Raw genomic sequence first — 11,451 nt, forward strand, 5'->3', positions numbered from 1 at the left:
AAATTCCAATACCAGTCTCCACAGAAGTAAACGTGAGTTTTTCAACAGAATAGGCCGTCGTGTGACTTTGCAAAGTATACTATCTGCGCAAAGCTGCCGTTGACGCAAATGGCGTCTAATGACCGCTCCCAGCGTTTTGGTTCTACGCACATAGGGCGGCACCAAGGCCGATCGGAATGTCACCGGTATGCCATCCTTAGAGCGGACCTTTGGAATGCGCTCGCTCACAGGGCCAATGCCCGTTTGAAATGGGTGCTCAAGATGATGCCTATTGCGTACGACCGCTGAGTGGCCCGCCTCAGTGCGCAAGTCGAAAAATTGCGCCAATTAGCCTGCAAACTCGGCCTCAACTGCTGTCCCGATCAATTGCTGCGGTCCTGTTCTGAGAAAATCAGTCAGCGCGTCCGTCATCTCATCTCGACGCGCAAAATCAACAATGTTATTCGTTTTCATGGTGGTTTATCTCATTCGGTTGGGTTGCTGTCTGCCAACAACAAATCAACCAGATAGGCCGCCAACCTTCAAACCATCCAAACACCAGATTCAGTCATAGCTCCAAGGAAACAACATATGACCACGAAGTCCCCATTTTTCTCGATAGGCATTCCTACACGTGACCGAACCGGATTGCTTGTGGAGGCACTTGGGTCTGTGTTGGATCAGTCATTTTCAGATTGGGAAATCATCCTCGTTAACGATGGCGGCAAAATGCCGATGTCACCCACGTTGGCACATATGATCAATGATCCACGGATTCGGTTGATACCGTTGGAAGCGAGCGCAGGGCGTGGTGCGGGGCGTCAAAGAGTTATTGAGGAAGCAAGCGGGGAGTGGATGTTGTGGTTAGATGACGACGACATATTTACGGACGGTGCGTTGCTGAACCTCGCCCGGGCAGTCGAGAACCTGAATGGATCAATTGCTGCCTTCGACACAACAACCTTCCATGCTCAATCCCAATCCTGGCGAAACATGGCGCAAATCGGTTTTGACGCTTCAATGTTTGCAAACAAAGCAAAAAATTTGGTGATTGCGATGTTGCAGGGCTGGGACGCCTCAAACCATTTTGAAAATCTTTGGTCGAAAGTTGCACGAACCGAACTGTATCGACAAATAGGGTTTATTACAGATCATAAGGATCCACGTAGCCGAACACTGGAAGACATTGAATTCGTGATACGAACACTTGAAAAACTGGGTGAAATCCCTTCGATTTCACTGTCAAAACCTGCATATATTTTTAGGGTATTTGGGCCAAATGCACGTTCCGAACAATCAGAAGAACCAGAACTGCGGTTAGCGGCAAGCAAGAAAATACATGATTGTCATAATGAGTTTTTTTCAACCCATAGTGATGACCCAGCGTATGAGTATGCTTGTCAGCGATACTTAATGGGTGCCGCAATTCACAATCGGTTTCAACAGCATCGCGAAGCATGGCGCTTGCGTGCTGAAATCGCCGTCCCAGCTGGTGGCGAACTTTTGGAACTTTTCCTTTCTGAAATCATCAAAGACCTTCCCTATATTGAAGGGGTACAGAAAGGCGATCATCCTTCAACACCAGATGAGGTAAAACGGTTAACCCGTGCTGTCACCCCCCTGACACGAAACGATCTGCGTCTTGCACTGATTGATAGGTCAAAGGACACGTCCAGCTTTGGAACAAGACGAATCCTGGCAAGATTTAGAGCCTCTCAAATTGCTGTAGCATCTCCAACGCAGATTAATGAGGGTCCAACAATGCCTGAATTGCCCGCCGAGAACTGGTCGGTCTACGCTGTTGATTGGCGGGCACGACAGTGGATTATGGTGGATGTACCCTATTCGATTTTACTGAACACTAGCGTGTTCGCTTATGCGGATCAGTACAATATCGCAGGTGCAACCAAAAGGATACCTTGGTTCACTCTCACCAACACAACCGACATTCCCCCCCGAAAGATCATACCTATTTTTTCAATAGGAAGATGCGGCTCAACGCTGCTTGGCCGGCTTTTCACAGCAGCCAACTGCAATGTGCTTTTTGAGCTGGATGCATTTACACATTTGGGTTTGGCTGCCAGCCTATTCCCTCAGGATGGCGAACCACGCAGTGGTATTGCAGGTCTAACACGCGAACTCACTTCACATTTGGCGGAACAAACTTCTGGTGATGACAGGCTCGTCCTCAAGATGCGAAGCCAAGCGACAAGCTTGGCCACTTTTTTTGATCAGCAGAATACTGATCAAGTCATCTTTCTTGTGCGAAATCTAAAAGATTGGTATCAGAGTGCAGCAAGAGCATTTCCTGAATCAACTGGGTCACTGGCATCTCAGCTGGTCGCGCATTTCGAAGCAATAAACAGAGCTATCGATCAAGGCTTACAAGTTCAGATGGTTTCGTATGAAAATATCCTTGCCGATCCTGTCAGCCAAATGACTACCATCCTTGGATATTCGCCAAATGAAAATGCCATAAGTGAAATCATGTCCGTGGACGCACAGGCGGATACAGCCGTTTCAAAAACCAGTCTGAAAAACACGGTTATGGAGAATGGTGGTTATGGTGCATTTATGGAGGAATGGCTTGGCAGTGTTGATAAATTGCGTCTTGAACGATTAGGTCTCGATGGTGAACTTAGGTTACTATCAGCCACCAACCTTAGGCAAGTAGAGACGTCAGCTGAACTGAGCAACAAGACCTGAACAACACGAAATTTCGGTGCGCCGATTGCCCGCGTTGCACATCAAGTAAATCTTGGTGTCTATGATGAGTGCGGCGTCGTGCCCAGATAGAACCTTAGTGACCATCGGACGGCTCCTTAAATCGCCTGCACAATTTTAAGCGCAAGCCCTGTCAAGCTATCAACCACAGAAGTGGCCGCGAAAGCCACAAGAAGCCACCCAAAGCACTTTGGAAGCGTTACTGTAATCATGTTATGCCCTCCTTTTTGTCGCATGCATGAATGTCGACTATGCGGGAAAAAATCCTCCGTCCATAGATACGGAAGCAATGACTGCTCCCAGCCTAAAGCGGACATGCTCATTCTACAGGTTGGGCGGATTGTGTACTTTCGCTGCGCCCGCAAACTAAATTGGGTCATTTGAAGAAAGCGGACGCTCAGGGCTGCGACATAGTTTTTCCGCTGCGTGCGCTCGCAGCAAAGAATTTGTGGCAGCTGCCTAACCTTGCTCGCCGCGCCGCAGCCAAAAAAGCAGCCATTCAGGCGATCCGTCGCAAAAATTAGAGTAAAACGCATCCATGTTCAGCAGAACTTCCTGAATCTCGATCTTTTTCAGCCCCGCAGTCAGCGGCGCGTTTAAATGCAGCCGCATTGGCCCCTGTGACGTCAAGGTACCCGTTGCGGCAAAGGCAGAAACGGTTGAAACCTCACGATCTCTTAGGCTGATTTGAGAGCGAGAGAATACATCACCATAAAGATATTCCATGATGTGGTTACCTATATCAGGCGCCATGTCAGCAAAGCTGCTGACGACAGCTGCACCCGCCGCCCCTGTTGTTTTCGACAATTCCACCTCGCCTTGGGCGAAACGTGCTTCTCTCGTCGCAAGTGCGACTTCGGGGATGTCGCCGTCGGTCGGCTCCAGCAACAACGTGCCTGCATCCAAGCCGTCAAACACCTCTTTGACCTGAAACAGGGCGACAGTCGCCGACGGAGATCCACGGTGGATGGTCAGTTGCAGCATGGATTCCACAATGTCGGCACGGCTCACGCCCTGACGCAAACCGCCCAATGCCGCGATCCTAATTCAAGACTGCGCATTACCTTGTGTCGTAAGCGTCGTCAGGGTTTTAGTGCGTGCATCCAGACCGTCGCGGGTCATGATGTCACCATAGCCATAACTGGCAAGGATCTTGGCAAATGCTGGGTTCTTTTCCGTGAGACCCTGAAGGTCTTGAAGGCCGCCTTCTGTGTTGGCGATCATATAACGGGCACCCATCAAATAGCGTTCAGTGCCGTCGTCTGTGGCTTCAGGAACCCATGCTATTTCGATCCCGCGCTCTTTCAGCGTGGCGCGAATTTTGCCGATGGTGTTGATGGCCGACGGGAATCCCATAACAGCCATGGCGATAAAACACATCTCTAGCAGGGCTTCGGGTTTACCGCCGAGGTTCAGGTACGCTTTTATATGCTCCAAAATAGACTGGGTATAATTGCCCGAGTTCATCAGGCTGGCAATTGCCACGGCCTCACGGGTCACTGGATCCAGCGCCTCGCGAGACAAAACCTCCCCGTAGGCATGTTGCACGTAAAGGTTCGCCAAGTCGGGTGAAATTTCAGTGATCGCCTCAAGCTATGTATCCGCATCAAGCGACGTCAGCAGATCAACACCCGCCTGATAACGCGCACCGTCCGCACCTGTCGCGTGTTGGTCTGCCATTGCTGGTGTTGCTCCTCCCAAAGCGGCACCTGCAGTTCCGACGGTTGCGATCTTCATAAAGTTGCGGCGTGACCCATTCGTAACTTTTCTCGTCATCATATTCTTTCCTCCCGATTGAATATCCTTATTGGCCCGGCGAGAGGATCTCGCCGGGGGTCGTTGCTTGCACCCGTTTAAGGGCGTTTCCGTTGTTGGCTCTTAAAGCGTTGAGTTCATAGTATAGGTGCCCATTTTGGCGGCCTTACCGAGCACATGGCCCGTCATCGCTGTTAGCGCTTCAGCGCCAGTAAATGAGCCGCTTAGCCCCAACGTCTCGACGTCCAGAGCATACACCGTGAAGTGATAGTGATGCATAATGCTATCGTTCCAAGGGGGGCACGGGCCGTCATAGCCGCCGTATTCGCCGCCCATGTCCGCATCACCCGCAAACCAGTCAGTATAGCTGTTGATGCCAGTAATTCCATGCGCCTGCTGGCCAGGTGTCTTGCCCTTGGGTGTCACACCGGAACAATCAGCGCCTTCGGCAATACCAGACTGGTCCACAGGAACATCGACCAAAACCCAGTGGTAGAAATCAACCCTTGGCAGATTTGCAGGAACCGTTTTGCCTTCTTGGTTCACGTCCTCGCCAGATGATGGCACATCAGGGTCATGGCAAATGATGGCAAAAGACTTAGTCCCAGCGGGAGCATCGCTCCATGAGATTTCTGGGTTTATGTTGTCAGACAGCTCAAAACGCCCTTCGGCGGGGATTTTGCCGAATGCAAATTTCGTTGGAATGGACGCACCATCGGCCCAAGCGTTAATAGTTACTTTCATGTGTAATTCCTTCATTGAAAGTACGCCTCGGACATGCGCCGAGGCGTAGAATTTTAACGATTATAGACGGCTGTAATCGTGGACGAGGCAATGCTGTTTGCATTCACCATAAAGCCAGCCAAAGCGTTGCTAACGGAGTCGTCCAATTCCAAGACTGTGCCAAGGGCGTGGACTGTGAACTGATAGCGGTGAACTTCGCCAGCAGGCGGGCATGCGCCGCCAAAACCAGCAGCACCGTAATCGTTGCCCAGCTCTACGACGCCGTCAGCCATCGCAGCATCAGCCGCCAAACCAGTTGCGTCAGCAGGGATGTTGAATGCAAACCAGTGCCACCAGCCGGATCCTGTTGGCGCATCTGGATCGTATGCGGTGACGGCAAAACTTTTTGTGCCTTCGGGCGCACCAGACCAAGCCAAATCAGGTGCGGTGTTGCCACCCTCGCAGCCGAAACCTTGGAAAACTTGTGCTGCATCCAGTTGCTGGCCTTCAGCGATCGTGGTGCTGGTCAGTGTGAAGGTGTCAGCTGCGACAGGCGCTGCGATTGCAGTTGCGACAAGAGTAGCCGCGAGAAGAGTAGTGCGAAACATTGTATGTCCTTTCACCGACATGTTGTTGGTGAAATTAATGTAACGCGCAGACGCAAGCACCGCTTCCGGCTCTCACTCATAAAACATCGGGAAATGATCAGGTTGCGGCTGTACGGATATCTTTTGGTCTAATTTCGAACCTTTTCCGAAAAGCATCCGAAAAATGGGAGGGCGTTTTAAACCCACAGTCCAATGCAATTTGTGAGACAGGGACGTTCGTCGTCTGCAGCATGCTAAGCCCATGTTCGAGCCGTGTGTTTAACAGCGTTTTTGCAAACCCTTGCCCCGATTTGACAAGTAACCGACGCAAGGTTGCTTCGCTCATGGCAAAATGGCTTGCCACCTCGGAAATGCGCCAAGGATGGCTTAGATCGGTCTCGATCAGTCGTCGCAACCGACTAAGTGGCCGCTCTTCGCTGTGCGTCGGTAATTGGTATCCTTTGTCGCGCAACCAAATGAGGGGCTCCAACAAACGATGTTGTTGAATAGAGGGTGGCAGAGCGTCATCAGCGAGGGTGGCCGTGATGAGGTCAAGCAGGTTTGATGGGTGGTCAGGTTCAGCGCGAACAATCTGGATACCCTTAGGGACAGTATGCAACTGGTGATCGGCAAAGACGGCATCAATCAAATCATCCGAGAAACTGACGCCGACTGCACGGTAACGATCATCCAACACAGGCCGGTTTTCCATTGTCACCATTGACCCGGGCGGAAAGATGATAAGATCACCGGCTTGACCAATCAGCTCGCCTTGCGTCGGGCTAAGCACGCGCTTTGATCCCGTTTGGATAAAGAAGAAAAAGGTCAGTCTAAAATAAAGATCCGTAAACGTTGCCGTCGTCGCCTGGCTAATGGGCAAGATTGATACTTTAGGCTCTGCTGCGGTACTTTGTACTTTCTCATCAGACACAACGACGTCCTCCACTCACCTATAAATTTGTGGACCCAGCAAGCGAAAATCGCAAGGCCCGTCACTGAGGCCTTGCGATTGACATGTCGTCTTGGAACATCGTGTAGGAGTATTACGCGGCGTTAGGCATAGAAGCCAAATTCCCACCCGACAGCAAAGCCCCACCACCAGGTGCGATCTCGGTCAGGTTCAGGTTTTCCAGAATTTGTCGCGTCGTCGCTATCGCGGCAGAAACAGTGGGTATACCCGACGCACGTTCTATCATTTCAATTGCTGGCAAAGATGGCATCTGCACGCAGGCAGACCCAACAATTGCATCTACACCACGAAGATCCAGCTTGCGCCACAGCTCGGCTGGGGCCGATGGGTCTTGAGCCGCTACTTCAAGATTGTCAGGAATTTCCAGAGCCAAAAAGTCCTGTACTTCAATCCCCTCGTTCTCGATGTAATCCACGACCATCTGCGTCAGTGGGCGCATGTAAGGACAGATTATCGATACCTTTTTTGCACCCATTTTTTTCAGCCCATCAACCAAAGCACCAGCTGAGTTCAAAACAGGTGTTGGGCACCCATTATCAACGGTCGCCTGATGTAGTTTTTCGGACGATATACGGTGATACCCAAGTCCCATCGACATAATCGCGACAAGGCAGGCATAGGCCTGAACTTCAACGGCAGCGTCAGAAAGCTCTGTCGCACATCGCACGCTGTCCGCATCCATCGCTTCAAGTTCCGCTTTGACGACTGACTTCATACGCATGCGTGACGAATGAAACGTAAATCGGTCTGGTAGAATAGCTTCACGTGCTTTTAACAGTGCCGGAATTTCAGTTTCCATGGTGATGTTTGAGCTGGGAACAATGAGGCCGACACGGCGGTAATGAGTTGAGAAAGACATATAGATGGCACCTTTATGAGAGTGTATTTTGAGATTAGACGCGTGGGCCCATGACATAGTCAGGCAGCCACGTCGCAATGCCGGGGAAGACGCAGAGCAAGACAATAGCCAGGACCATACAGGCCACAAAAGGCAGCGACCCCATAAGGATAGTGCGCAGTGAGATGTCAGGTGCGATGCCGTTGATCACGTAGAGATTGAGACCGACTGGGGGTGAAATCAGTCCAATTTCCATGTTGATCGTCAGGATGACGGCAAACCAAATTGGATCAAAACCAGCGGTTGTGATGATCGGCAACAAAATCGGGGCCGCCATCAAAATGACCGCGACGGGAGGAAGAAAGAACCCCGCAATCAACAAAAAGACGTTGACTGCCCCCATCAATACCCACGGGTTCACGTCCAATGTGCCAATCCACGTCGCGATGCTTTGCGTGATATACAGGCTGGACAGCATGTAGGAAAAGACCCCAGCAGCTGCGATAATGAACAAGATCATCACGCTTTCTTTGGTGCTATCTTGCAAGATCAACCAGATCGCGCGGACGTCCCAAAGCCGGTAGATCACGATGGCCACTGCAAGACACAACAACGCGCCCACAGCTGCGGTTTCAGACGGCGTCGCGATGCCTCCATACATTGTGTAAAGCACACCGATGATGATCGCGATGAAGGGCAGAACGCGCGGCAAAATCTCAAACCGTTCGCGCCATGTATAGCTGCGCGAGGCCAAAAGGGCCGTATCGCCAGACTTCCAAGTGGCATAAAGTGACCACGCCATAAACAAGCTAACCAACATCAGGCCTGGCAGAACACCCGCCAGAAACAAGCGGCCAATCGAAGTCTCGGTCGCAACGCCGTAAACGATCATCGTGACGGAAGGTGGGATAAGAATGCCCAACGTGCCGCCCGCTGCGATTGATCCGGTTGCGATCCCTTCTGGATAGCCACGTTTAAGCATCTCCGGGATACCCATTTTACCAATTGCCGCACAGGTTGCAGGGCTGGAACCCGACATCGCCGCGAACAAGGCACAAGCGCCAAGGTTTGAAATAACCAGTCCACCAGGAACGCGGGTCAACCAACGCTCTAAGGCTTCATACAAATCCGCACCAGCGCGAGTGGAGGCGATGGATGATCCCATAATGATAAACATTGGGATCGATAGTAAGGCGAAGCTGTCGAGTTTGCCAAAAAACAGTTCCGGCATCAGCTCAAGTGAACGGGCACCATCAAAGATAAGCAGAAATCCAGCGGAAACGATGAGAAGCCCAACGCCAACAGATACGCCCGAGAACAAGACAAATATGGTGCAGAGCCCAACAAGTGCGCCAAGAATAAGGGGGTCCATCAAGACACCTCCAAGCCAAAAGGTGTTTCAATCTTTGTGATGACGGCAACCAGATCGGCCAGCAATTGCAGTAAGAAGAGCCCAAAGCCGACAGGTAAGGCAAGATACGGAATCCACAGCGGAACCGCAGTCACAGTATCGGTTGTCCAGCCTCGCGCATAGGCAAGGTGCCAATACTCATATCCGTAGAAAAACATAACAGCGGCAATGGCGCAGGATAAGGAAAGCGTAAGGATTGCCAACACAAACCGCGCACGACCCGACAGGGCCAGCGGTATTAGATCCACATTCACGTGGCCACGCTTTTGCTGCACGAATGGCAAGCCAATCAATGTTGCCGCAACAACAAGAAAGACGACTATTTCTGTTTGCCAGACAGTCGACCAGTTCAAAACGAACCGAACAAAGATCATCTGACACGTCAAAAAGACGGCCGCCAAGATCATCAATGCAGAACAGTAGCCCGCGATGCTTGATACTGTGTGCACCGTTTTGACAAAGACATTGCCACCGTTTTTTCGGGCATGGGTCGGGTGTTCATGTCCAGCCATGTTAGATTTCCTAAATGTAAATTGGGTGATGAAATCGAGAGGCGCACGAGGCGCCTCTCACAGTTCAGGTTATTCGACAGCGAGTGCCATATCGAGCAGCTCTTGACCGCCTTCTACATCTGCTACGAAAGCCGCATAAGATGTTTCCTGTGCTAATGCCTGCCAAGCTTGGAAGTCTTCAGCCGTCATTTCTGCGATCTCAACACCAGCTTCGCGGAACACATCTACGGATTCAGCATCTTGTAGTTTTGCTTGCTCCAAATAGTACGCTTCGGCTTTTGTGGCAGCCTCCAGAAGTGCTGTTTGCTGGTCAGCGGACAATCCGTCAAACGTCGACTTGTTCATCAAAAGCGGCTGATACAAGAACCACAGCGCAATGTCTGATGCAGGCGTGTAACAAGCAACCTGTTCATAAATGCGATATGAAACAAATGATGACGAAGATGTATTTGCCGCATCCAGAACACCCGTTTGCATCGCCGAATAGATCTCTGAAGACGCCATTGAGGTGATTGACGCGCCTGCACCAACGAGCATCTGCTCAAAGGATTTTCCTGCCGCGCGTGTTTGCAATCCAACCACATCATCCGGGTGGGTGATGCACTTATTTTTGCCAACAAAGCCACCCGCAAGATATCCGTGGACCAGAACCATGACATCGTCTTCAGCCATCTTGGCTTCGAGGGCCTCCATGAAGGGCGATTGGCTTAACCGTGCTGCGTGATCGTGGTTCTTAACCAACCCAGGCATCAGCGTCAGATTGAAAGACGGCTGCTGGCCGCCCGCATAGGAAAGTGGGAAAACTGTCATATCCAACTGACCAGCTGACAAAGGTCGATATTGTTCGCGTGGTTTGAACAACGACTTTGATGGAAATATCTTGATCTCTAGATCTACGCCTGCTGCCGCAACTTCATCGGCAACAATTTGTGCGACCTCATGGCGAACATCGCCTGTAGACCATTGGTGCGACAAACGCAGTTCTTCTGCGGATGCCATCCCTCCACACATCATCGCTGCGAGTGCGCTCGTTTTCATAAGTTTTTTCATTTTGGTTCCTCCCTTGTGTATCCTTATTGACATTATAAATATCCATATAGCAAGCAAAAGAATGCAAATTGACGCATTATGTATGGAAACCCTTTTTCAAATCATGTAAAAAACGATCAACAGAGGACGGAAAATAGTGCGCACATCAGACAAGCTTGTTGATCAAATTAAGCAGGACATCTTTACTGGTGTGCTGCGACCTGGCGACAAATTGGAAGAGGCCGAATTAGTCGAACGGTTTGGTGTAAGCCGCACACCCATCCGGGAAGCCATCCGATCAATGGTTGATTGCGGCCTACTGGAAACCCGCCCTCGCAAAGGCGCGATTGTCCGAAGCCTTTCAGCGAAAGAACTACATGATTTATTTGAGGTCGCGGCAGAACTTGAAGGTATGGCCTGTCGGCTCGCCTGCGAAAACCTAACCCGAAATCACATGGCGTCGATCCAAAAGGCACTTGATGAATGTGGTCTTGCCGCCGCGGCGCAAGATACCAGAGGATATGCCGACGCCAATCTAGCGTTCCACGCCGCCATACACGCCGCGAGTGGTAACATTTGGCTCATTGATCAACTCGAGCAGATCGAAGCCCGAATTAATGTCTACCGTCTGATGCCATATGAAGTCGTAGGGCGACTGGAAGTGTCTATGCAGGAGCACAACGATATCAATGATGCCATCGTTAATCGTGAAGGCAAGGTTGCGAACGAGTTAATGCGCAGCCACATGATGCTTCAAGGAAAGCGCCTACCGAGTTTATTGAAGGCCCTAGAAAGCTAACAATTGTTAAGTCGTCGCAAGTCAAAACCAGTCGCCGCATTTCGACACAAAAACCCCCATTTTGGCCTGCATAAAGTGAGTGAAGGAGACCTCTGAACGACTTTCAGCACTGGTAGAGATGGGC

The 11,451-nt window shown here is 50.9% G+C and carries 12 protein-coding genes and 1 pseudogene; 2 read left to right on the forward strand and 11 right to left on the reverse strand.

What is annotated here, in order from left to right; all coding sequences use genetic code 11:
• Nucleotides 1-117: 117 nt before the first annotated feature.
• Nucleotides 118-453: pseudogene (locus V7775_RS24030) on the reverse strand (IS256 family transposase); the annotation flags it as partial.
• Nucleotides 454-570: 117 nt separating this feature from the next.
• Between V7775_RS24030 and V7775_RS24035 the strand changes: the two are divergent.
• A complete protein-coding gene (locus V7775_RS24035; protein ID WP_335754472.1) occupies nucleotides 571-2,685 on the forward strand; it encodes a glycosyltransferase family 2 protein in 2,115 nt (704 codons plus the stop codon).
• A gap of 477 nt (nucleotides 2,686-3,162) precedes the next feature.
• On the opposite strand, the gene V7775_RS24040 is transcribed toward V7775_RS24035, so the two are convergent.
• From V7775_RS24040 to dctP, 10 genes are all read right to left on the reverse strand, one after another.
• A complete protein-coding gene (locus V7775_RS24040; protein WP_335754473.1) occupies nucleotides 3,163-3,735 on the reverse strand; it encodes a carboxymuconolactone decarboxylase family protein in 573 nt (190 codons plus the stop codon).
• A gap of 15 nt (nucleotides 3,736-3,750) precedes the next feature.
• Entirely contained in the window at nucleotides 3,751-4,266 is a 516-nt protein-coding gene (locus V7775_RS24045; protein ID WP_335754474.1) for a carboxymuconolactone decarboxylase family protein, read from the reverse strand.
• 30 nt (nucleotides 4,267-4,296) lie between these two features.
• Nucleotides 4,297-4,482: a twin-arginine translocation signal domain-containing protein gene (locus V7775_RS24050; RefSeq protein ID WP_335754475.1), complete on the reverse strand. Its 186-nt coding sequence runs from the start codon at nucleotides 4,480-4,482 to the stop codon at nucleotides 4,297-4,299.
• A gap of 99 nt (nucleotides 4,483-4,581) precedes the next feature.
• Entirely contained in the window at nucleotides 4,582-5,202 is a 621-nt protein-coding gene (locus V7775_RS24055; RefSeq protein WP_335754476.1) for a YbhB/YbcL family Raf kinase inhibitor-like protein, read from the reverse strand.
• A gap of 53 nt (nucleotides 5,203-5,255) precedes the next feature.
• Entirely contained in the window at nucleotides 5,256-5,789 is a 534-nt protein-coding gene (locus V7775_RS24060; protein WP_335754477.1) for a YbhB/YbcL family Raf kinase inhibitor-like protein, read from the reverse strand.
• Between the two features lie 97 nt (nucleotides 5,790-5,886).
• On the reverse strand, nucleotides 5,887-6,699 hold the full coding sequence (locus V7775_RS24065) for a helix-turn-helix transcriptional regulator (RefSeq protein ID WP_335754478.1): 813 nt from the start codon (nucleotides 6,697-6,699) through the stop codon (nucleotides 5,887-5,889).
• A gap of 112 nt (nucleotides 6,700-6,811) precedes the next feature.
• Nucleotides 6,812-7,597 carry a maleate cis-trans isomerase family protein gene (locus tag V7775_RS24070; protein ID WP_335754479.1) on the reverse strand — a complete coding sequence of 262 codons (786 nt, stop codon included), beginning with the start codon at nucleotides 7,595-7,597 and terminating at the stop codon, nucleotides 6,812-6,814.
• A 34-nt stretch (nucleotides 7,598-7,631) separates the two neighbouring features.
• Nucleotides 7,632-8,948, reverse strand: a complete 1,317-nt coding sequence (locus V7775_RS24075) for a TRAP transporter large permease (protein ID WP_335754480.1) — start codon at nucleotides 8,946-8,948, stop codon at nucleotides 7,632-7,634.
• A complete protein-coding gene (locus V7775_RS24080) occupies nucleotides 8,948-9,499 on the reverse strand; it encodes a TRAP transporter small permease (RefSeq protein ID WP_335754481.1) in 552 nt (183 codons plus the stop codon). The genes V7775_RS24075 and V7775_RS24080 overlap by 1 nt, the downstream gene beginning before the upstream one ends.
• A gap of 69 nt (nucleotides 9,500-9,568) precedes the next feature.
• Nucleotides 9,569-10,549: a TRAP transporter substrate-binding protein DctP gene (gene dctP, locus V7775_RS24085; protein ID WP_335754482.1), complete on the reverse strand. Its 981-nt coding sequence runs from the start codon at nucleotides 10,547-10,549 to the stop codon at nucleotides 9,569-9,571.
• 136 nt (nucleotides 10,550-10,685) lie between these two features.
• Between dctP and V7775_RS24090 the strand changes: the two genes are divergently transcribed.
• A complete protein-coding gene (locus tag V7775_RS24090; protein ID WP_335754483.1) occupies nucleotides 10,686-11,327 on the forward strand; it encodes a GntR family transcriptional regulator in 642 nt (213 codons plus the stop codon).
• Nucleotides 11,328-11,451: the final 124 nt, after the last annotated feature.

Origin of the sequence: Sulfitobacter sp., from assembly GCF_036960155.1 — a bacterium.
In the GTDB taxonomy this organism is placed as follows: domain Bacteria; phylum Pseudomonadota; class Alphaproteobacteria; order Rhodobacterales; family Rhodobacteraceae; genus Sulfitobacter.

Coding starts and splice junctions, on each gene's coding strand:
- V7775_RS24060 (WP_335754477.1), bottom strand. CDS start 5,789: ATGTTTCGCACTACTCTTCTCGCGGCTACTCTTGTCGCAACTGCAATC.
- dctP (WP_335754482.1), bottom strand. CDS start 10,549: ATGAAAAAACTTATGAAAACGAGCGCACTCGCAGCGATGATGTGTGGA.
- V7775_RS24050 (WP_335754475.1), bottom strand. CDS start 4,482: ATGATGACGAGAAAAGTTACGAATGGGTCACGCCGCAACTTTATGAAG.
- V7775_RS24075 (WP_335754480.1), bottom strand. CDS start 8,948: ATGGACCCCCTTATTCTTGGCGCACTTGTTGGGCTCTGCACCATATTT.
- V7775_RS24035 (WP_335754472.1), top strand. CDS start 571: ATGACCACGAAGTCCCCATTTTTCTCGATAGGCATTCCTACACGTGAC.
- V7775_RS24080 (WP_335754481.1), bottom strand. CDS start 9,499: ATGGCTGGACATGAACACCCGACCCATGCCCGAAAAAACGGTGGCAAT.
- V7775_RS24070 (WP_335754479.1), bottom strand. CDS start 7,597: ATGTCTTTCTCAACTCATTACCGCCGTGTCGGCCTCATTGTTCCCAGC.
- V7775_RS24055 (WP_335754476.1), bottom strand. CDS start 5,202: ATGAAAGTAACTATTAACGCTTGGGCCGATGGTGCGTCCATTCCAACG.